The organism is Rhodococcus sp. IEGM 1241 (genome assembly GCF_033142365.1).
GTDB lineage: Bacteria > Actinomycetota > Actinomycetes > Mycobacteriales > Mycobacteriaceae > Rhodococcus_F > Rhodococcus_F erythropolis.
Map to the genome: position 1 here is coordinate 1 of NZ_JAWLSE010000012.1, position 19,927 is coordinate 19,927.

Here is a 19,927-nt window from a genome sequence, read left to right on the forward strand (position 1 = left end):
TTCGTACAACCTCGTGTCACTCGCCGTGAAGGCGGGAGTCGGTGTCCGTGTCGCTCTGACTTGGAATAAGTTACGCGAACCTTCAATCAATTCACAAATCGCCTGGTCACAACACCGATTCACTAGCCAAAGCCAGGTCAGACAGTTAAGCCTTTCCGCCAATCGCGAATAGGCCCGAGTGTGACGCCGAGCACCGAACCTATTCGGAGCCCACCCTCTCGATCACTCCCCCGAGTCCACGAAGATTCTCGACGAAACGCGGGTACCCACGGTCGATGTGGAAGATGTCGTGGACTTCGGTGGTTCCGTCCGCGACCAACCCGGCAAGCACGAGCCCGGCGCCTGCCCGAATGTCCGAAGACCACACCGGCGCACTCGACAGCACTGGAACTCCGCGGATCACAGCATGGTGACCGTCGGTACGAGCGTCGGCGCCGAGTCGGATCATTTCCTCGACAAATCGGAAACGCGATTCGAATACGTTCTCGGTGATCATCGAGGTGCCCTCGGCAACCGCCGCCAAACCGATTGCCATCGGCTGCAGGTCGGTCGGGAATCCGGGGTAAGGCAATGTCGCGAAATTGACTGCTTTGGGCCGTTCACGCTGGATGACACGGAAACCGTCTACCTCGGGAGTCACCTCCGCGCCGGCTGTCCGAAGCTTGTCGAGGACCAACCCGAGATGCTTGTGGTTCACCCCGCGAACGCGGACGTCGCCCCTGGTCATGGAGGCAGCGACACCCCATGTTGCGGCAACGATGCGGTCACCGATGACACGGTGCGTAGTCGGTTCCAACTTGCGGACGCCTTGAATGGTGAGCGTCGAACTTCCGCCGCCCGATACCTTGGCGCCCATTTCGTTGAGCATGTTGCAGAGATCCACGATCTCGGGCTCACGTGCAGCGTTGTCGATCACCGTTTCACCTCGGGCGAGCACTGCTGCCATCAAGATGTTCTCGGTTGCACCCACAGACGGGAAGACCAGGCGAATGTTCGCGCCGTGAAGGTCGTCTGCCTCGGCAACGACACATCCGTGTTCGATTTCGCTACGCGCGCCCAACAGGCGGAGCCCGGATTGGTGCATGTCGAGTGGCCTCGAACCGATCGCATCGCCGCCAGGAAGTGCGACAACAGCGCGTCGACAACGCGCGACCAGCGGACCAAGCACACACACCGACGCCCGAAACTGCTTGACCGCGTCAAAATCAGCGTGATATTTCGGCTCGGCCGGCGTCGTGATCCGCACTTCGGAGTCTTCGAGTTCGACCTCGCAGCCCAGCCCTCGCAAGACGTCCGCCATCAGCGGCACGTCGAGAATGTCCGGGCAGTTGGTCACCACAGTGGTGCCTTCGGCCAACAGCGCAGCGGCCATCAGCTTCAACACACTGTTCTTGGCCCCTCCCACCAGTACTTCACCTTCGAGGCGGTTACCCCCGGTCACAAGAAAGTGCTCACTCACGGTTCACAGCCTAGAGCCACAACCTCGTCGGCACCGCGCCGGTACCGTAGCCCTATGTCTGTTCACCTGACGAAGATCTACACCCGGACCGGCGACGACGGGACCACCGGCCTCAGTGATTTTTCGCGAGTCTCCAAGAACGATCCGCGTCTGATCGCCTACGCGGATTGCGACGAGACCAACGCGGCGATCGGTGTGGCCGTTACCCTCGGCACACCCCCGGAGAATCTGCTCGCGATGCTGCGCCAGATCCAGAACGACCTCTTCGACGCGGGGGCCGACCTGTCCACCCCTGTCGTCGAGAACCCGAAGTACCCACCGCTGCGAGTGACTCAGGCCTATATCGATCGACTCGAAGGATGGTGCGATGAGCTCAATGAGCAACTGGCACCGTTGAATTCGTTCATTCTGCCCGGCGGAACTGCCCTGGGTGCCCTGCTTCACGTAGCAAGAACCGTCTCGCGGCGTGCGGAGCGTGCGGCCTGGTCCGCCATCGATGCGAACCCGGAAGACACCAGCGTCCTCCCCGCGAAATATCTCAACAGATTGTCGGATCTGCTCTTCATCATGGGAAGAGTGGCAAATCCTGAAGGCGATGTGCTCTGGAAGCCCGGCGCCGGGGCTTGAGCGGGGCCGGTCAGGCGGTGCGTCGCCTACGGGCGCGCCCGTCCGGCCGTGATTCGACCCAGGACAGGAAAGCAGTCAATGCTCCACTGTCCAAGGCGATTTCGTAGGCCGACGATCCGTCGTTGACCTTGACCACGACGATGTCGTCGCTCATGATGTCGAATTCGGTACCCGAGGGAGAGCGACGGCTCTCGACCTCGATTCCTTGACGATCAATCCTGGAGTCCGGGCCCGGCCGCAGACTCGACAGTTTGAAAAAGACGAAGGTGCTTTCGCCGTAGCGAATGATTCCGTGACGCCACCCGCTGTCCCCCGGGGATGGCAGAACACGAAGCAGTGCAGCGGTACCGCCGCGACGTAGAACCAGCAGACGATACAGAAAAGCCGCGACGAGAACCGCGAGCAGCACAACCAGAATGATCAACACAGTCATTCCGAATGTCACTGTTCGTCGGCTCCCGTCGCGGCTTTACTCGAGTAACTTACGCGCGCTCGACGGCCCGGAGCTGACCCTTGGCGACCGCAATCGCTTCGAGGTCGCCCGAGTTCTCGGCCAAGACAGCCTTGGCTGCCTCGACGTCGATGTCCTGTGCCATGTCCGCGGACTCGGCAAGAATCGTCACCGTCGTCGCAGTGACGGAGAGGAACCCTCCGTGTACTGCAGCAACGATACGCTCGCCGTCGACCGGGGTGATCGACACGGTTCCGCCCTCGATCAGCTGGCCGAGGACCGGCTCATGCCCGGGCATGATGCCGATTTCGCCCTCAGTGGTCTGAGCGCTGACCAGCGTCGCCGAACCAGACCACAAGCGCTGCTCGACGGCAACGAGTTCTACGGTCATCTCAGCCATCGTGGACTACTTCCCGGCCATCTTCTTGGCTGCAGCTTCGACGTCGTCGAGTCCACCGCAGCTGTTGAATGCCTGCTCGGGCAGGTGATCGAACTCGCCCTTGCAGACGCGGTCGAAGGCTTCGATCGTGTCGCGGAGCGGCACGACGGAGCCGGGCTCACCGGTGAACTTCTCGGCAACGATGAAGTTCTGGCCGAGGAACTTCTGGATACGACGGGCGCGGCCGACGAGGACCTTGTCCTCTTCCTGAAGCTCGTCCATACCGAGGATGGCGATGATGTCCTGCAGTTCCTTGTACTTCTGCAGGATGCGCTTGACCTCGTTGGCAACGCGGAAGTGCTCGGCACCGACGATGCCGGGCTCCAGGATGCGGGAGGTCGAGCTCAGCGGATCCACAGCGGGGTAGATACCCATCTGCGAAATCGGGCGCGAGAGCTCGGTGGTGGCATCGAGGTGCGCGAACGTCGTAGCCGGCGCGGGGTCGGTGTAGTCGTCGGCGGGCACGTAAATAGCCTGCAGCGAGGTGATCGAGCGACCGCGGGTGGAGGTGATGCGCTCCTGGAGCTCACCCATCTCGTCCGCCAGCGTGGGCTGGTAGCCCACTGCCGAAGGCATACGGCCGAGGAGGGTGGAAACCTCGGAACCTGCCTGCGTGAAGCGGAAGATGTTGTCGATGAACAGCAGAACGTCCTGGCCCTGAACGTCGCGGAAGTACTCCGCCATCGTCAGTGCGGACAGGGCGACGCGCATACGCGTTCCGGGCGGCTCGTCCATCTGGCCGAAGACAAGGGCGGTGTCCTGGAGGACGCCCATCTCTTCCATTTCCAGGTGGAGGTCGGTGCCCTCACGGGTACGCTCACCGACGCCTGCGAACACCGAGGTGCCCGAGAACTCGCGAGCGATACGCGTGATCATTTCCTGGATCAGAACGGTCTTGCCGACGCCGGCGCCACCGAACAGGCCGATCTTTCCACCCTTGACGTACGGGGTGAGAAGGTCGATGACCTTGATGCCGGTCTCGAGGATCTCGGTCTTACCTTCGAGCTGATCGAAGGCTGGTGGCTTGCGGTGGATGCCCCACTGCTCGCCGTCGCGGCCGAGGCCGGGGGTGTCGAGGCAATCGCCCAGGGCGTTGAACACGTGGCCCTTGACGACGTCACCGACGGGAACCGAGATCGGCTTGCCCGAGTCGGTCACTGCAGTGCCGCGGACGAGGCCGTCGGTGGGCTGCATGGAGACGGTGCGGACCAGGTTGTCACCGAGGTGCTGTGCAACCTCGAGCGTCAGCGTCTTGGCGACCGAGGGAAGCGTGATCTCGGCGTTCAGGGCGTTGAACAGTTCAGGAACAGCGCCACGCGGGAATTCAACGTCCACGACGGGACCGATGACCCGCACGACGCGGCCGGCTACGGCCGAAGCCGAACCTGCCCCGTTGTTTTCGGTTACTGCTGCGGTCATGTGCTAGTCACTTCCTGCGCTCGAGGCGAGCGCGTTGGCGCCGCCGACGATCTCGCTGATTTCCTGGGTGATCTGGGCCTGGCGAGCCTGGTTGGCCTGACGGCTCAACGTGTTCACCAGTTCGTTTGCGTTGTCCGTCGCGGCCTTCATGGCGGTACGACGGGCTGCCGACTCCGATGCCGCAGCATCGAGAAGCGACGAGAAGATACGAGTGCTGACGTACTTCGGGAGAAGAGCACCGAGAAGCTTCTCGGGCTCGGGCTCGAAGCTGAAGTCCGCGACGGGGCCATTGTCATGGTCGTCGTCGTGGCCGTTGGTCAGCATGTCGTCACCGAGTTCGATGCGCTCTTCCGACACGAAGACCTCGAGAGGAGCCATACGGCGAACCTCGGGAGTCTGCGTCAGCATCGACACGAAGCGGGTGTAGACGATATGGAGTTCGTCGACGCCCTCGATCGTGCCTTCACCGTTCGGAGCGGCAACCTGGTTACCCGAACCAGCCATGAACAGCTCCACCAGGTGGCGGCTGGCCTTCGCTGCATCCGAGTAACCCGGATCCTGCGAGAAGCCCGTCCACGCAGCACCGATGTCGCGGCCGCGGAACGTGTAGTAGCCGAGTCCCTTGGAACCGAGCACGTACACGACCGGCTCCTTGCCCTCGCTGCGGAGGAGAGCCATGAGCTCTTCTGCCTGCTTGAGGACGTTGGAGTTGTAGCCACCACACATGCCGCGGTCACTGGTGACAACGAGGACCGCAGCCCGCTTGGGCTCCGGGCGCTCGTTGAGCAACGGGTGATCGAGCGAAGCAGACGCACTCGCCAATTCGGTGAGTACCTTCGTGATCTCCTCGGCATACGGCTTGGACGCGGCGACGCGAATCTGAGCCTTGGTGATACGCGAAGTCGCGATCAGTTCCTGTGCCTTGGTGATCTTCTTGGTCGAGTTGACCGACTTGATACGAGACCGCAATTCGAGAATGCTCGCCATCGATCAATCACTCTCCCTTCGGAATTCGCAGTGTCATGGGCGCGTACGTCACTTGCTGACGGTCTTGCGCTTGACGTTGATCTGCTCGTTCTCGACCTCGTCGGCGCCCAAAGCGTCAGCCTCGGCCTCGTTCACGACCCGGCTTCCGTCGGATGCGATGAAGCCTTCCTTGAACTTGTTCGTTGCAGCGATCAGCGCAGCAGCGTTGTCGGCATCGAGTGCCTTACCGCCGTTGATGCTGGAGTAGACGCCAGCAGCCGAGTGCTTGAGGTCTTCGAGCAGTTCCTTCTCGAAGCGACGGACGTCACCGATCGGAACGCTGTCGAAGATGCCTTCGCCGGCGAGGTAGATCGAGACGATCTGGTCCTCGACAGGGATCGGGCTGTACTGATCCTGCTTGAGCAGCTCGACCAGACGGGCACCGCGCTCGAGCTGAGCCTTGGAGGCAGCGTCGAGGTCGGATGCGAAAGCGGAGAACGCTTCGAGCTCACGGAACTGAGCCAGTTCCAGACGCAGCGAACCGGAAACCTTCTTCATGCCCTTGGTCTGTGCAGCGCCACCGACGCGGGAGACCGAGATACCGACGTTGATCGCGGGGCGAACGCCCTTGTTGAACAGGTCGGACTCGAGGAACACCTGACCGTCGGTGATGGAGATGACGTTGGTCGGGATGTACGCCGAGACGTCGTTCGCCTTGGTCTCGATGATCGGCAGAGCCGTCAGCGAGCCGCCGCCGAGTGCGTCGGACAGCTTCGCCGAACGCTCCAGCAGACGGGAGTGCAAGTAGAAGACGTCACCGGGGTAAGCCTCGCGTCCCGGCGGGCGACGCAGCAGCAGCGAGATGGCGCGGTACGCCTCTGCCTGCTTGGTCAGGTCGTCGAACACGACCAGAACGTGCTTGCCCTGGTACATCCAGTGCTGGCCGATGGCCGAGCCGGTGTACGGTGCGAGCCACTTGAAGCCTGCGGAATCAGAGGCCGGAGCAGCAACGATGGTGGTGTACTCCATCGCGCCCTTCTCCTCGAGGGCAGCCTTGACGCCCGCGATGGTGGAACCCTTCTGACCGATGGCAACGTAGATGCAGCGCACCTGCTTGTTGACATCGCCGGAATCCCAGTTGGCCTTCTGGTTCAGGATGGCGTCGATGCAGACCGCGGTCTTGCCGGTCTTGCGGTCGCCGATGATGAGCTGGCGCTGGCCGCGGCCGATCGGCGTCATGGCGTCGATAGCCTTGATACCGGTCTGGAGCGGCTCTTCGACCGGCTGGCGCTCGAGCACCGAAGCGGCCTGGAGCTCGAGTGCACGGTTCTCGGTGCTCTCGATCTCGCCGAGGCCGTCGATGGGCGCACCCAGCGGGTCGATGACGCGGCCGAGGAAAGCATCGCCGACGGGAACCGACAGAACGTCGCCCGTGCGCTTTACTTCCTGGCCTTCTTGAATGTTCTGGTAATCGCCAAGGATGACGGCACCGATTTCGGTGGCATCCAGGTTGAGCGCGACGCCGACGATTCCACCGGGGAACTCCAACAGCTCGTTGGACATAGCCGAAGGCAGGCCAGAGACGTGCGCAATGCCGTCACTGGTGTCGGTCACTGTGCCGACCTCCTCACGGGAGGCCTCCGGGGAGTAGCTCGCGGTGTAGTTGTCGATCGCGCTACGGATCTCGTCGGAGGAGATCGTCAGCTCCGCCATGTTTTTCCTGCTCTCGGTGTCTGGTCTTCGAAAAGATCTGGAGTATGTGTTCGGCTGAAGGACTACTTGAGGTTCTTCCGCAGTGCTGCGAGTCGACCCGCTGCGCTGCCGTCGATAACCTCGTCGCCCACCCGGACGACCAAGCCGCTGAGGAGTTCTGGATCAACCTCGACGTGTACCGCTACCGGCTTCCCGTAGGTGCGGGTAAGAGTGCTGGCCAAGCGATCCGACTGCTCCGAGCTCAACGCCGAGGCGCTGCGAACGTGAGCAACGGTGGTATCGCGCTGCGCTGCGGCAAGATTCGACAGCTGATCGAAAGTGTCTGCGGGTGCAGACTTCAACCGGCCGACGGCCTGTCCGGCGAGTGCCTCGGTGACCGCAGTGACCTTGCCGTAGAGCAAGCGGGAGAGGAACTCACGCTTGCGGGCTGCGGGAACCGACAGATCCGAGAGCGTCTGCTCCAGGCTGGGATCCCCTGCCACGATGCGACCGAGACGGAAGAGCTCGTCCTCAACGGTGTCCAACTGGCTCTGATCGGCTGCGGCGCGGAGCAGAGCTTCGCGTCCGAGCAGTTCGAGCGAGTTGACCAAGTCGCGGGCCGCAGACCAGTCCTGGCCTGCAGCTGCCTTCACGGTGGCGAGCGCCTCGGCGCCGACCTTTCCGGAGAACAACTGCTCTGCCAAAGCCTGGCGACCAGCGGCCGGTGCCGAAGCGTCAGCCAGCGCGCTGCGAAGAGCGCGCTGGCCGTCGAGTACCTCGACCACCGAGAAGAGCTCGGACCCAGCCTGAGCAGAAGCAGCAGTTGCGGCTCCTGCAGAGACGGCGCCCAGGGCACTGCTCAGCGCAGAACGAGTCTGCGCCAAGGCTTCACGGCTCGCTGCGTACATGTTGCTCACTTCCTGGCTGAATCAGCGCTGACGGTGTCGAGCTCGTTGAGGAAACGATCAACCGTTCCGGCGCGCTTCACGTCGTCGGCGAGAGACTCCCCGATGACCTTCTCGGCCAGGTCTACAGCGGTCTTGCCGAGATCCGAGCGGAGCTCAGCGACGATCTGCTGACGCTGGGCGACGAGCTGGCTGTGGCCTGCGGCCACGATGCGGTCGCTCTCGTCCTGCGCCTGAACCTTCATGTCAGCGATGATCTGCTGACCCTGGGTACGCGCTTCCTCACGGATCTGCGCTGCCTCGGTACGAGCTTCGGCGAGCTGCGCGCGGTACTGCTCGAGCGCGGCCGCTGCCTCTGCCTGTGCGTCTTCGGCCTTCTTGATGCCGCCCTCGATCTGCTCGGTGCGTTCGGCCAAGACCTTCTGGAACTTCGGAAGAACGAGCTTCCAGAAGACAAAACCGACTACGACGAGCGCAACCGCGGACCACACGATGTCGTATGTCTCGGGCAAGAGAGGATTGTGTGTCTCCTCTGTTGCCGCGAGCACTGCGAAGGTGGCTCCCATGTCTGTCTTAGAAAATGAAACCGGCGACAAGGCCGATCAATGCGAGGGCCTCGGTGAATGCAATACCGAGGAACATGGTGGTACGAACCTGGCCGGCCATCTCGGGCTGGCGGACCATGCCTTCGATTGCCTTGCCCACAACGATGCCCACGCCGATGCCGGGGCCGATTGCTGCGAGGCCGTAGCCGATGGCTCCGTAGCCGCGCGACTTGGTCTCGACAACTTCCTGAGCGAGGTAAGCGATGCTCATGGTGTTCCATTCCCTTTCTGTTGACCTCTGCCGGATTCGGCAAGAGGCTCAGTTCTTGGTGTAGCTGGTGAGGAGGTAAAAGGTCAGTGCTCGTCGGCGTGGAGCGCCAATTCGATGTACACCGCGGTCAGCAACGCGAACACGTAAGCCTGCAGGAAGATGACCAGCAGCTCGAAGAACGTGAATGCGATACCGGCGATGATCGACGGAACGCCGAAGATCGCCTGGAATCCGCCTGACACGAAGAAGAAGTAGTTCGTCGCGCTGAAGAACAGCACCAGCAGGATGTGGCCGGCCAACATGTTGGCCATGAGACGAACCATCAGCGTGAACGGGCGCAGGATGAAGGTCGAGATGAACTCGATGGGCACCAACAAGAAGTGCAGGGGCAGCGGAACGCCGGGAACGACGATGCTGCTCTTGACGTACTTGAAGAAGCCGTACTTCTTGATTCCGACGTAGTTGAACACGATGTAGGCGAGCGCCGCGAGTACCAGGGGCATACCGATTCGTGCGTTCGGCGAGATGTTCAGGAAAGGAATGATGCTGGCCATGTTGCTGGCGACCACGATGAAGAAGATCGTCGTGATGACCGGCAGGAAGCGCTTGCCCTGTTCCTTGCCCAGGATCTCCTCGGCGATGTTGATACGAACGAAGTCGAGCGCAAGCTCAGCGGCGTTCTGCATCCCACGGGGAACCAATCGAGGGCTGCGCATCGCGATCACGAAGAAGGCTGCGACCAGCACCGACATCAGCAGACGAATCAGCATCAGACGGTCGAGCTCGAAGGGGCCCGCGTGAATCAACACGGAGGGCGGGAAAAAATCGTCTAGTGACGGCGCATGGAATTCATCCGCGGCCAGGGTGGTGACGCTCAGCGTTCTCTCCCGTAGTCGGTCCGCAGCCATCATTGACTGCGGTTCGATCGGACATTGACGATCTACAAGTCGACAAGTTCGACTCGCGCATTCGTCAGCAGCTGGAGAACCCTAGAGGGGCCTGGCGTCTGTCGGTGTCGGCGACTCTCGTCGACTCAGTGGTCAGAATTTCGACCACCTGCGAGCACATGGCATCGTCGGCTGAGTGTTACTCGGCCCACCATTGCTCTCGCTTGAACCGAACCTTATCAAGTCATCTACGACATTGTGTAGATGGGGTACCTGGAAGTCCGATTAGTTACCTCTTGTAGTACTACTCGTCGTCGTCGACGTTGCTGCTGGGAGTGGGATCGACGTACGGAGTTTTGGTTCCGAGAACGCCGTATGTCTCCGCACCGAGCACGACGACCAGCGACATGATGATGACCAGGACGAGAGCGGTCTTGTTGTAGAAATCCATGTCCGAGAGGACAAAGAGAACAACCATCGCGAGAATCATCTTCAGCAGCCACGTGCCGAGAAGAACTGCACCGGCCGTGAGCGCAGGCAACTTCGCTGTGAGCAGCACGCCCAGCGCCGTGAACAGGATGAACCCGCCGCCGACGGCTGCGCCGATCAAAGCGCCGTAGACGCCTTCCTTGCCGGCGAAGAGCCCGCCCAGGAGCGCGCCGACCACGGCCAGCGCGATCAGCCCCATCACACCCCACTTCACGGCCGACTTCATGGCGGCGGTCGAATCAGGGATGGGTTGCGAGGCAGGTACAGGCTGCGGCGTGTTCGTCACGATGCCCAAGGGTAATGGATCGGGAAACTTGGCTAGCGACGCTGTTGCTTGCGATCGATCAGGGACGGCACCGCGGTGAAGAACAAGGCGATGACCAACCCGGCCGCAACCAGAACGACAACCAGCTGTCGATTGAGCAGCGAGGATCCGACGGCGCCGAAAGCCAGAACGCTGACCCACAGGTAGATGACCAGCACAACCCGTCGGTGCGTGTGTCCGATTTGCAGGAGGCGATGATGCAGGTGCATCTTGTCCGGACTGAACGGACTGACGCCCGCTTTAGTCCGGCGGATCACGGCCAGGAGCATGTCCAGCATGGGGATGAACATCACAGCTCCGACCAGCAACAACGGCGCGAGGAGGCCGACCAGGTCGCGGGTTCCGTAAGCAGTGAGCGGAATACGACCGGATGCACTGGTGGAGATCGCGGCAAGCATGAGACCGATCAACATCGACCCGGAATCGCCCATGAAAATGCGCGCTGGATTGAAGTTGTGCGGAAGAAAACCGAGACAAGCGCCTGCCAAGGCCGCCGCGATCATCGCCGGCGGGTAGACACTCGCGTCGCCGCCCTGATCGTGGAGTAGACCGATCGAGAAGATGAGGATCGCCAACGCCGCGATGAGGCCCAAACCGGCGGCCAATCCGTCGAGACCGTCGACGAAGTTCATCGCGTTGATGGTCGCCACGGCGATAGCCACCGTGAACAGTCCCGATTGAATCTGATCGAGGATGATCGTGGACCCACCGTTACCACCGAAAGGGTTGTAGATGATGAACCAACTGACGCCCATCACCACGAGAACTCCGGCAGCAGTCACCTGACCCACGAACTTGGTGAGAGCGTCGAGACCCCACCTGTCGTCGATCACGCCCACGAGGACGATGACGGCGCCCGCTACGAGCGCAGCGTGTACATCTGGACTACCGAAGCCGAAACCTCTTGTGAGCGCCGGTAATTGCTGCGCGAACAGCAGACCGACAACCATGCCGATATACATTCCGACGCCACCGAGGCGCGGAATCGGCTCGACGTGAACGTCCCGATCACGCGGTATGGCGACGGCGCCGAACCGCAGCGCCAACAACCGGACTGCGCCAGTCGCCAGGTATGTCACTACCGCCGCCGTACACAGCACGAGCAACAGTTCACGGATGGGAACACCCGCTCCCCCGCCGCCCTGTGCCAGATACGTGGTCGCCTCGTAGGAAGTGATCACTGCGCGAGATCACCCGTCTGGCGGGGATAGGCAGGCTTTGCCCGTACCAGTTCGCGAACGCCGTCGGCAACTGATGCCAACTCGGCCTCCCCTGACGTGGTGGCTGGATCCGCTACGACTGCACGCGCGATCAACTCCCCCACGACGCTCATGTCGGACGTGTTGAATCCCTGGGTCGTCACGGCCGCGGATCCGACGCGGATTCCGGACGTGACGGCCGGCGACTGCGGATCGAACGGAATCGCGTTCTTGTTGAGCGTGATCGAAGCCAGTCCGCACCTACGCTCGGCGTCGACTCCGGTGACACCGCTTGCGCGCAGGTCGAGAAGCGCCAGATGCGTGTCGGTTCCACCGGACACGGTGCGCAGGCCGCGAGCTTCCAACGACTGCGCGAGCGCCGACGCATTGGCAACCACTTCCTGTGCATACCAACGATATTCCGGCGTCGACGCTTCTTTGAAGGCAACCGCCTTCGCAGCGATCGCATGCATCATCGGGCCGCCTTGAATGAAGGGGAACACCGCGCGATCGACAGCCGAGGCATGCTCGCTGCGGCACAAGATCATTCCGCCGCGCGGGCCTCTGAGGACCTTGTGCGTCGTCGCGGAGACCACGTCGGCATACGGAACACACGACGGTATCGCCCGGCCTGCCACGAGTCCGATGAAGTGGGCGGCATCGACCCACAGGATCGCACCGACCTCGTCCGCGATCGACCGGAAGGCTGCGAAGTCGATGGTTCGGGAGTACGCGGTCGCGCCGGCGACGATGATTTTCGGCTTGTGCGCCAGAGCCAGGGTGCGAACCTCGTCGTAGTCGATCAATTCGGTGGCCGAATCGACATGATAGGGAACGGTGGTGAACCACTGCCCCGAAAAGCTGACCCGAGACCCGTGAGTCAGATGCCCACCGTGCGGCAAACTCATCGCCAATACGGTGTCGCCGGGCTTGGCGAATGCGGCGTACACCGCGAGATTCGCGGTGGCCCCCGAATGCGGCTGGACGTTGACGTGCTCGGCGCCGAAAAGTGCCTTCGCCCGGTCGATCGCCAGATTCTCGGCTACGTCGACGTACTCGCACCCGCCGTAGTAACGCCGACCCGGATAGCCCTCGGCGTACTTGTTGCTCAGGGTCGAACCCAAGGCAGCCAGTACCGAGGGGCTGGTGAAGTTCTCGCTCGCGATGAGTTGAAGCCCGCCGCGCTGACGCTCGAGTTCGGCCAGCGCAACAGCCGCGATCTCGGGGTCCGCCGTGGCAAGCTCACCGAAATCCGGTCCCCAATACGTGGATTCCCCCGCGCGCTCGCCGCCGGCGCCGACCATCGTTACGAAACTCCCTCTACGAGGCTTTCCGGACTGGTGCCCAATACCTCGGCGATGGATTCTGCCGAGACGGCACCCACTCGCAAGATACGCGGTGAATTGCCGGTCAGGTCGACGATCGTGGAAGCAACGGCGTGTTCGGCCTTGCCTCCGTCGAGGTACACGCTGGCAGATCCGCCGAGCTGATCTCGGGCTTCCTCGACGGTAGTTGCCGGCGGACGCCCCGAAATGTTGGCGCTCGAGACGGCAAGCGGTCCGACATCGCGCAACAGTTCGAGAGCAACCGGGTGCAAGGGCATGCGGAGCATGACGGTTCCGCGGGTGTCACCGAGGTCCCAGGCAAGTGAAGGCGCCTGCTCGACGACCAAGCTCAGTCCGCCGGGCCAGAACGCGCGGATCAGATCCCGGGCCTGGGGGCGCACGCTGTAGACGAGCCCGTCGATGGTGTTCCACGATCCGACCAGTACCGGGACGGGCATGTCTCGCCCGCGTCCCTTGGCACGCAACAGACTCGTGACAGCTTCGCTGTCGAACGCGTCCGCGGCGAGTCCGTAAAGGGTGTCGGTAGGGAGAACTACGAGTCGGCCGGCCTTGAGCGCGTTCTTCGCGGCGGCCAAGCCTGCGGTTCGGGAATCTGTCTGACTGCAGTCGTACACGGTGCTCACTCAGCCATCCTTTCACTCTGCACTTCGGGCGTTCGATTCCGCTGCGCTTCGACGTCGGTGGCGACACGTCTGGCGACGACGAAACGCGGACGACCGGCGAGATCGGGATGCTGTGCAACGTCGCCGAATACCCGGCGCGCCGAGAACAGCGCAGCGACGCCGTCGCCGTTGGTGTCGTCGTGCTCGATGCCTGCCGCGCCGCCGATTCGAAGCCACCGCGCGATGTTGCTGATCATGGGTTTGATGACGGACAGACCGTCGGCGCCACCGAACAACGCGGTGTGCGGGTCGTAATCCATGACCTCAGGCTGCAATAGCGCGCCTTCGGGGATGTACGGCGGATTGGACACGACCAGATCGACGCCGCCCTCGAGCCCTGGCAACAGGTTCCGATCGGTGACATCACCCTGATGCAGATGGATCGGTGTATCACCGGCGGCCTCGCGGTCGGCAGCGTTACGACGCGCCCACGCCAACGCGGCGGGCTCCTTCTCCACGGCGTGAACGACGGCGTCTGGACGGGCCTCGGCGATGGACAGCGCGAGTACACCCGATCCCGTGCACAGGTCCAGAACTACCGGCGGCTTGCTTCCGCAACCTTCGAGGAACGAGAGCGCCCAACCCATGAGCAATTCGGTTTCGGGCCGCGGAATGAAGACACCCGGACCGACAGCGACGTCGATGTTGCCCATCGATGCGACTCCGATGATGTGCTGCAACGGAATCCGCTTCACGCGTTGCGCAACCAACTCGTCGAACGCCGCGATGACCTCGGGATCGACCAACGGAATCAGCCCGAGACGCGTGCGTTCGACGCCGAGCAGGTGGGATGCCAACAACTCGGCGTCGGTGCGTGGGCTGGGCACACCTGCGGCGTCGAGCTGTTTTGCAGCTTCGATCAGCGCCAAACGAAGTGGAAGTCGACTCACGGGTACAGCCTGCCACGCTCGACCGACACGCGGTTCACCGAGTTCCCGGCGGGACGGAGGTCAGTCATGGTCTGCATCTACTCGGCCGCGAGACGCGCCTCTCGGTCCGCCTTGCCCAATGCGTCGAGAAGTGCGTCGAGCTCACCGTCGAGCACTGCGTCGAGGTTGTGCGACTTGAATCCGATGCGGTGATCGGTGATGCGGTTCTCAGGGAAGTTGTAGGTGCGGATGCGCTCCGAACGGTCCACCGTCCGAACCTGACTCTGGCGACCTGCCGACGCTTCTGCGTCCGCGGCTTCCTCGGCGACCACCTGCAAACGGGCTGCAAGCACCTGCATGGCACGCGCCTTGTTCTGGAGCTGTGAGCGCTCGTTCTGGCAGGTGACGACGATGCCGGTCGGAAGGTGCGTGATTCGAACCGCGGAGTCGGTGGTGTTGACGCCCTGACCGCCCTTGCCGGACGAACGGTAGACGTCGATACGCAGGTCACTCTCGTCGATCTGGACTTGCTCGACCTCTTCGGGCTCCGGGTAGACCAGAACGCCGGCGGCCGAAGTGTGAACGCGTCCCTGGGATTCGGTGACGGGCACTCGCTGGACGCGGTGAACCCCGCCCTCGAACTTCAGCCGCGCCCACACTCCGTCCGGGGTGTCTGACTTGCTCTTGATCGACAGCGTTGCTTCCTTGTATCCGCCGAGATCGGAGACCGTCGCGTCGAGGATCTCGACGCGCCAGCCGTGCCGTTCCGCATAGCGGACGTACATGCGGGCCAGGTCCGAGGCGAAGAGTGCGGATTCTTCGCCGCCCTCACCGGACTTCACTTCGAGGACGATGTCGTCGCCGTCATGCGGATCACGCGGCGCCAACTGATCGGTCAGCGTCTGCTCGAGCTGCGCGACCTCGGCTTCGAGATCGGGGATCTCGGCGGCGAAGCTGGAATCGTCGGCGGCGAGTTCGCGCGCAGCTTCCAGATCGTCCTGAGCAGCCGTGAGCTTGTTGTACGTCGACATGATCGGCGAGAGCTCGGAGAACCGCTTACCGACGCGCCTGGCAGCGGCAGGGTCGTTGTGCAGCGCCGGATCGGACATCTGCGCTTCGAGACCGGCGTGCTCCGCCAAGATGTCGTCGATGGCCGAGGGCTGGGTTGCGCCTGCCATGGTTCGCTCCGCTCTGAGTTTCGATTCCTACGGTGCGCGCTTGAAGGTATTTCGACGCCGGGACCCGGGAAACGCGCAAACCGAGTGCAGGCACAAAAAAGCCGACGCCCGATCTGCGCATGGCAGATCGGGCGTCGGCGGAACAGCTAGGACTCGGTGGCCGGGACCTTGCTGTCTGCGCGCTTGCCGTAGCGAGCCTCGAAGCGAGCGACGCGTCCACCGGTGTCGAGAATCTTCTGCTTGCCCGTGTAGAACGGGTGGCACTGCGAGCAAACCTCGACGTTGATGCGTCCGGACTCCTTGGTGCTGTGGGTCTCGAACGTGTTACCGCAACCGCAGACGACGGTGGTCGCTACGTAGGTTGGGTGGATTCCTGCCTTCATGGTGTCCCTTTCAATGGTCGCCGGGTCGACGTCGCCAATCGACATCGTGAACCGGAACCGGACTCGGCCGTTCAGTATGCCAGATGCGGTACCTCACCAGATAATCCGCGTCTCGCACGCCTCGGGGTGGCTGTACGAAGTTGTCAACGCACTGCCCCTCGGTTTTGTTCCGCCCACGCAAAAGGCCCACAACCAGCTGGTTGTGGGCCTTTTGACGTCGAGTCGATCAGTCGTCGATCGCACCCGGTGCGGTCTTGGAGACCTGCATCAGGAACTCGAGGTTGTTCTTGCTCTTCTTCAGTCGATCGATCAGCAGATCGATGGCCTGATGCGAGTCCAGACCGGACAGGACGCGGCGGAGCTTGTGCAGCACCGCAGCTTCGTCCGGGCTCAGGAGCAGCTCGTCCTTACGCGTGCTGGACGGGTTGACGTCCACCGCCGGGAACACGCGGCGTTCGGCGATCTTGCGATCGAGCTTGAGCTCGGCGTTGCCGGTGCCCTTGAACTCTTCGAAGATCACGGTGTCGCCGGTGGATCCGGTCTCGACCATCGCGGTGGCGATGATGGTCAGCGATCCGCCGTTCTCGATGTTGCGGGCAGCGCCGAGGAAACGCTTCGGCGGGTAGAGCGCCGTCGAGTCGACACCACCGGAGAGGATGCGTCCGGACGCCGGCGAGGAGTTGTTGTACGCACGACCCAGACGCGTGATGGAGTCGAGCAGTACGACGACGTCCTTACCCATCTCGACCAGGCGCTTCGCACGCTCGATTGCCAGCTCGGCAACTGCGGTGTGATCTCCCGGCGGGCGGTCGAAGGTGGAGGAAATGACCTCACCCTTCACGCTGCGCTGCATGTCGGTCACTTCCTCGGGACGCTCGTCCACGAGGATGACCATCAGGTAGCACTCAGGATTGTTGGTGGCGACGGCATTCGCGATCGCCTGCAACACGCTGGTCTTACCGGCCTTGGGCGGGCTCACGATGAGGGCGCGCTGGCCCTTACCGATGGGCATCACCAGGTCGATGACACGCGTGGTGAGAATGTGCTGCTCGGTCTCGAGGCGCAGACGCTGGTTCGGGTACAGCGGCGTGAGCTTGTTGAACTCGGGGCGCTTCTTCGCGGCCTCGACGTCGCCGCCGTTGACCGTGTCGATGCGGACCAGCGGGTTGAACTTCTGACGCTGGCTGCCCTGCTCACCGTCACGCGAGACGCGGACGGCACCGGTGATGGCGTCGCCACGGCGAAGGCCGTTCTTGCGGATCAGGTTCATGGAGACGTAGACGTCGTTGGGACCGGCGAGGTACCCGGACGTACGCACGAAGGCGTAATTGTCGAGCACGTCGAGGATGCCGGCGACCGGCTGAAGGACGTCGTCCTCGCGGATTTCGGTCTCACGCGAATCGTTGGGTGCGCCACCCTCACCGCGGTCGCGACCACGGCCACGGCGCTCGCGGAAACGGCGTCCGCGGCGTCCGCGTCCACCCTCTTCGTCGTCGTCCGGTCCGTTGTTGCGGTTGTCCGTACGCGGACCGGCGTTGTTCTGGCCGGCGTTGTTCTGATTGCCGCGATCCTGACGGTCCTGGCGATCCTGGCGATCCTGGTTACCCCGGTTGCCCTGGTTCTCGCGCTGGCCCTGGTTGTCTCGCTGGCCCTGATTGTCCCGGTTGCGCTCGCGGCGGGGACGCTCGTTGCCCTGCTCGGCGGGAGCCTGATCAGCGTCGGACTTGCCCTCGGTGCGCGCAGGACGCTCGGCCGGGGCCTCAGCCTTGGCGGTCTCGGCGACCTTCGAGGTATCGGCGGCCTTCGAGGTGTCCGCGTCGGACTTTGCCGAAGGAGTGTCCTGCTCGATGCTCAGTTCACCCTGGTCGGGTGAACCTGCACGACGAGCGGCGCCGCGACGCTGACGTCCACGACGGGGTGCGCTCTGATCGGAATCCTCGGCGGATTCGGTACGCGCAGGCGCTGCCTCGGAAGGAGCGGATTCTGCCGCGGGAGCCGTTTCGGCTGCGGGGGTTTCGGTGCGTGCGGCGCGGGTGCTCTTGGCACGAGTGCGCGCAACGGGTGCGTCGTCGAGAGTGAGTTCGCTCTGTGCGGGTGCAGCCTTTGCGCTGCCGCCCTGGCGCTCCTTGATGGCTGCGATCAGGTCGCCCTTGCGCATGCCGGAAGTGCCTTTGATGCCCAGTTCACCCGCAAGAGTGCGGAGTTCGGTGAGCACCATGCCGGAGAGTCCGGCACCACGGCGCGTTTCGGCACGCTTCGTGGAGGTCGCCACCGCACCGTTCGATGCTGAAGATGACGCCTGAGAATTGTCGCCTGATTCCGACCCGGCGGGTGCAGAAGTGGCGATGAGGTCCGTATCGGTCACGGAGGTCCTTTCCTTCCCTCACTCGCACTGCGCAAAGTCGAGGGTTCGTCCCGCAGTTCGATTGAATACCGAACTCGGTGGTGCCGTACGTGGTTGCTGTCCAGAACTGCCGGCTTGTCCGCCGTCACATGATTGTCGGAAACTCTCGCCTCAAACTTTTCATGCGCTCGCAAACCTGCCCAACGCGCCTTCGTCGACGATTCACTCCCCCGTGTGTTGAACCCCAGAGATATGGAACCTCTGAGTGTTCGATCCGCGGAGGATTCAAACCTTCGGAGAAGGTACAAGCGTGAGAATCATGCCTGCGAGAATCATGCCAAGGACTGTGGACCCCGATTGGGAAGGAGTTTTGCCCCCTGGTGATGCACCGGCGACTGACGCGCACGATGTACGGACATAGCCCAGGATAGCGTCCAAACCTGAGTCCGGCAAGAATTTGGACGACTGGGTGTGTCAGTTCACTACCGATCGGTAGTGGGCGATCACCAGGACCAAGGCAGGGATCAGACAGTCGTCGTGGATACTTCGACGCCGTCGGCGATGTCCAATTCGAGCACACGTAGTCCGTCTGCCCGCGCCGCTTCGGCGAGCTCGACGGGGAAAGGTTCTGTGCTGAGCGCCAACACGGTGGGGCCTGCTCCCGAAACGGTCGCGGCAATGCCCGCCTCGCGCAAGATCCCGATCCATCGCGTCGTGAGCGGAAGTGCGGGTGCGCGCTGTGCCTGATGCAGGCGATCCTCGGTGGCTGCCATCAACAGATCGGGCCGAGCAGTGAGCGCAACGACGGCCAGCGCGCTGCGGCTCGCGTTGAACGAGGCATCCTGGTGCGGAACCAATTCGGGCAGGAGGCCGCGAGTGTGTGCGGTGGACGACCGCTCCTCGGGAACCAGTGCCACAGCACGGATGTCGGGATGGACATCGAGTTTCGCCGCGGAGTAGATCGGCTCGTCGCCTTCGACGGCCGGTGGGCAACTCCACGAGACGACTGCGCCACCGAGAACACTGGCAGACGCATTGTCCGGGTGACCTTCGAACTCGGACGAGAGTTGAACCAGCTGCTCTTCCGTCAAGCCGATCTCGGCATCGAGTGCGCGCGCAAGACCGTTGGCTGCTGCCAGTCCGCCGACAGCCGCAGAAGCCGAGGATCCCAACCCGCGCGAGTGCGGGATCGCGTTGCGGCACAACACGTCCAGGCCACTGGCCCACACCCCGGCCGCTTCGAGACCGCGCTCGATAGCGCGAACCACGAGATGCGAAGGACCCCAAGGTACGTCGGCAGCGCCTTCACCTTCGACGCGAATCTGAAGGCCCGAATCCGTTGTGGTGACCACGATTTCGTCGTACAACCCCAACGCCAGACCGAGGGTGTCGAACCCCGGCCCCAAGTTTGCACTCGAGGCCGGGACGCGAGCAGTCACCGAAAGGCCGATAGGCAGGGTTATAGTCATGT

20 protein-coding genes are annotated in these 19,927 nt (G+C 62.9%); 1 reads left to right on the forward strand and 19 read right to left on the reverse strand.

Going from position 1 to position 19,927, the window contains the following annotated elements:
• Positions 1-199 precede the first annotated feature (199 nt).
• Positions 200-1,459 (reverse strand): UDP-N-acetylglucosamine 1-carboxyvinyltransferase, encoded by a 1,260-nt coding sequence (gene murA / locus R4P70_RS29310; protein ID WP_003941314.1) that lies wholly within the window; start codon positions 1,457-1,459, stop codon positions 200-202.
• Positions 1,460-1,513: 54 nt separating this feature from the next.
• On the opposite strand from murA, the gene R4P70_RS29315 reads away from it, so the two are divergent.
• Positions 1,514-2,086, forward strand: a complete 573-nt coding sequence (locus R4P70_RS29315) for a cob(I)yrinic acid a,c-diamide adenosyltransferase (RefSeq protein WP_317833144.1) — start codon at positions 1,514-1,516, stop codon at positions 2,084-2,086.
• A 10-nt stretch (positions 2,087-2,096) separates the two neighbouring features.
• Here R4P70_RS29315 and R4P70_RS29320 read toward each other — a convergent pair whose 3' ends face one another.
• From R4P70_RS29320 to thrB, 18 genes are all read right to left on the reverse strand, one after another.
• Positions 2,097-2,519, reverse strand: coding sequence for a DUF2550 domain-containing protein (locus R4P70_RS29320; RefSeq protein WP_029255703.1), 423 nt, complete (start codon positions 2,517-2,519; stop codon positions 2,097-2,099).
• A gap of 49 nt (positions 2,520-2,568) precedes the next feature.
• The gene (locus R4P70_RS29325; protein WP_019749170.1) at positions 2,569-2,937 is read right to left on the reverse strand and encodes a F0F1 ATP synthase subunit epsilon; all 369 of its coding nucleotides are present in this window, start codon (positions 2,935-2,937) and stop codon (positions 2,569-2,571) included.
• Positions 2,938-2,943: 6 nt separating this feature from the next.
• Complete coding sequence (atpD, locus tag R4P70_RS29330) at positions 2,944-4,395, reverse strand: F0F1 ATP synthase subunit beta (protein ID WP_003941349.1); 1,452 nt, start codon at positions 4,393-4,395, stop codon at positions 2,944-2,946.
• Positions 4,396-4,398: 3 nt separating this feature from the next.
• Positions 4,399-5,382: a F0F1 ATP synthase subunit gamma gene (locus R4P70_RS29335; protein WP_003941320.1), complete on the reverse strand. Its 984-nt coding sequence runs from the start codon at positions 5,380-5,382 to the stop codon at positions 4,399-4,401.
• A gap of 48 nt (positions 5,383-5,430) precedes the next feature.
• Entirely contained in the window at positions 5,431-7,074 is a 1,644-nt protein-coding gene (gene atpA, locus R4P70_RS29340; protein ID WP_019749171.1) for a F0F1 ATP synthase subunit alpha, read from the reverse strand.
• A gap of 62 nt (positions 7,075-7,136) precedes the next feature.
• Positions 7,137-7,961 carry a F0F1 ATP synthase subunit delta gene (locus R4P70_RS29345; RefSeq protein WP_003941304.1) on the reverse strand — a complete coding sequence of 275 codons (825 nt, stop codon included), beginning with the start codon at positions 7,959-7,961 and terminating at the stop codon, positions 7,137-7,139.
• A 5-nt stretch (positions 7,962-7,966) separates the two neighbouring features.
• A complete protein-coding gene (locus R4P70_RS29350) occupies positions 7,967-8,524 on the reverse strand; it encodes a F0F1 ATP synthase subunit B (protein WP_019749173.1) in 558 nt (185 codons plus the stop codon).
• A gap of 7 nt (positions 8,525-8,531) precedes the next feature.
• A complete protein-coding gene (locus R4P70_RS29355) occupies positions 8,532-8,774 on the reverse strand; it encodes an ATP synthase F0 subunit C (protein ID WP_003941327.1) in 243 nt (80 codons plus the stop codon).
• 83 nt (positions 8,775-8,857) lie between these two features.
• On the reverse strand, positions 8,858-9,685 hold the full coding sequence (gene atpB / locus R4P70_RS29360) for a F0F1 ATP synthase subunit A (RefSeq protein ID WP_019749174.1): 828 nt from the start codon (positions 9,683-9,685) through the stop codon (positions 8,858-8,860).
• Between the two features lie 280 nt (positions 9,686-9,965).
• Positions 9,966-10,436, reverse strand: coding sequence for a glycine zipper family protein (locus R4P70_RS29365; RefSeq protein ID WP_019749175.1), 471 nt, complete (start codon positions 10,434-10,436; stop codon positions 9,966-9,968).
• A 32-nt stretch (positions 10,437-10,468) separates the two neighbouring features.
• The gene (locus tag R4P70_RS29370) at positions 10,469-11,656 is read right to left on the reverse strand and encodes a glycosyltransferase family 4 protein (protein ID WP_080945689.1); all 1,188 of its coding nucleotides are present in this window, start codon (positions 11,654-11,656) and stop codon (positions 10,469-10,471) included.
• Positions 11,653-12,978 carry a serine hydroxymethyltransferase gene (gene glyA, locus R4P70_RS29375; RefSeq protein ID WP_080910658.1) on the reverse strand — a complete coding sequence of 442 codons (1,326 nt, stop codon included), beginning with the start codon at positions 12,976-12,978 and terminating at the stop codon, positions 11,653-11,655. The genes R4P70_RS29370 and glyA overlap by 4 nt, the downstream gene beginning before the upstream one ends.
• Positions 12,979-12,980: 2 nt before the next feature.
• A complete protein-coding gene (locus tag R4P70_RS29380; RefSeq protein WP_003941345.1) occupies positions 12,981-13,643 on the reverse strand; it encodes an L-threonylcarbamoyladenylate synthase in 663 nt (220 codons plus the stop codon).
• The gene (gene prmC / locus R4P70_RS29385; protein WP_279164001.1) at positions 13,640-14,572 is read right to left on the reverse strand and encodes a peptide chain release factor N(5)-glutamine methyltransferase; all 933 of its coding nucleotides are present in this window, start codon (positions 14,570-14,572) and stop codon (positions 13,640-13,642) included. Before prmC ends, R4P70_RS29380 begins: the two co-directional genes overlap by 4 nt.
• Before the next feature lie 77 nt (positions 14,573-14,649).
• The gene (gene prfA, locus R4P70_RS29390; RefSeq protein ID WP_003941341.1) at positions 14,650-15,729 is read right to left on the reverse strand and encodes a peptide chain release factor 1; all 1,080 of its coding nucleotides are present in this window, start codon (positions 15,727-15,729) and stop codon (positions 14,650-14,652) included.
• A gap of 146 nt (positions 15,730-15,875) precedes the next feature.
• Positions 15,876-16,112, reverse strand: a complete 237-nt coding sequence (rpmE, locus tag R4P70_RS29395) for a 50S ribosomal protein L31 (protein WP_003941310.1) — start codon at positions 16,110-16,112, stop codon at positions 15,876-15,878.
• A 226-nt stretch (positions 16,113-16,338) separates the two neighbouring features.
• Positions 16,339-18,477 carry a transcription termination factor Rho gene (rho, locus tag R4P70_RS29400; RefSeq protein ID WP_317833151.1) on the reverse strand — a complete coding sequence of 713 codons (2,139 nt, stop codon included), beginning with the start codon at positions 18,475-18,477 and terminating at the stop codon, positions 16,339-16,341.
• 503 nt (positions 18,478-18,980) lie between these two features.
• A complete protein-coding gene (thrB, locus tag R4P70_RS29405; RefSeq protein ID WP_007726194.1) occupies positions 18,981-19,925 on the reverse strand; it encodes a homoserine kinase in 945 nt (314 codons plus the stop codon).
• Between the last annotated feature and the right edge of the window lie 2 nt (positions 19,926-19,927).

Bases quoted from the DNA above. Each gene is read 5' to 3' on its own strand.
- R4P70_RS29320 (WP_029255703.1), bottom strand. From the start codon at position 2,519: ATGACTGTGTTGATCATTCTGGTTGTGCTGCTCGCGGTTCTCGTCGCG.
- atpA (WP_019749171.1), bottom strand. From the start codon at position 7,074: ATGGCGGAGCTGACGATCTCCTCCGACGAGATCCGTAGCGCGATCGAC.
- rpmE (WP_003941310.1), bottom strand. From the start codon at position 16,112: ATGAAGGCAGGAATCCACCCAACCTACGTAGCGACCACCGTCGTCTGC.
- atpD (WP_003941349.1), bottom strand. From the start codon at position 4,395: ATGACCGCAGCAGTAACCGAAAACAACGGGGCAGGTTCGGCTTCGGCC.
- R4P70_RS29350 (WP_019749173.1), bottom strand. From the start codon at position 8,524: ATGGGAGCCACCTTCGCAGTGCTCGCGGCAACAGAGGAGACACACAAT.
- atpB (WP_019749174.1), bottom strand. From the start codon at position 9,685: ATGATGGCTGCGGACCGACTACGGGAGAGAACGCTGAGCGTCACCACC.
- R4P70_RS29355 (WP_003941327.1), bottom strand. From the start codon at position 8,774: ATGAGCATCGCTTACCTCGCTCAGGAAGTTGTCGAGACCAAGTCGCGC.
- R4P70_RS29325 (WP_019749170.1), bottom strand. From the start codon at position 2,937: ATGGCTGAGATGACCGTAGAACTCGTTGCCGTCGAGCAGCGCTTGTGG.
- thrB (WP_007726194.1), bottom strand. From the start codon at position 19,925: ATGACTATAACCCTGCCTATCGGCCTTTCGGTGACTGCTCGCGTCCCG.
- prfA (WP_003941341.1), bottom strand. From the start codon at position 15,729: ATGGCAGGCGCAACCCAGCCCTCGGCCATCGACGACATCTTGGCGGAG.
- R4P70_RS29315 (WP_317833144.1), top strand. From the start codon at position 1,514: ATGTCTGTTCACCTGACGAAGATCTACACCCGGACCGGCGACGACGGG.
- R4P70_RS29345 (WP_003941304.1), bottom strand. From the start codon at position 7,961: ATGTACGCAGCGAGCCGTGAAGCCTTGGCGCAGACTCGTTCTGCGCTG.
- R4P70_RS29335 (WP_003941320.1), bottom strand. From the start codon at position 5,382: ATGGCGAGCATTCTCGAATTGCGGTCTCGTATCAAGTCGGTCAACTCG.
- glyA (WP_080910658.1), bottom strand. From the start codon at position 12,978: ATGGTCGGCGCCGGCGGCGAGCGCGCGGGGGAATCCACGTATTGGGGA.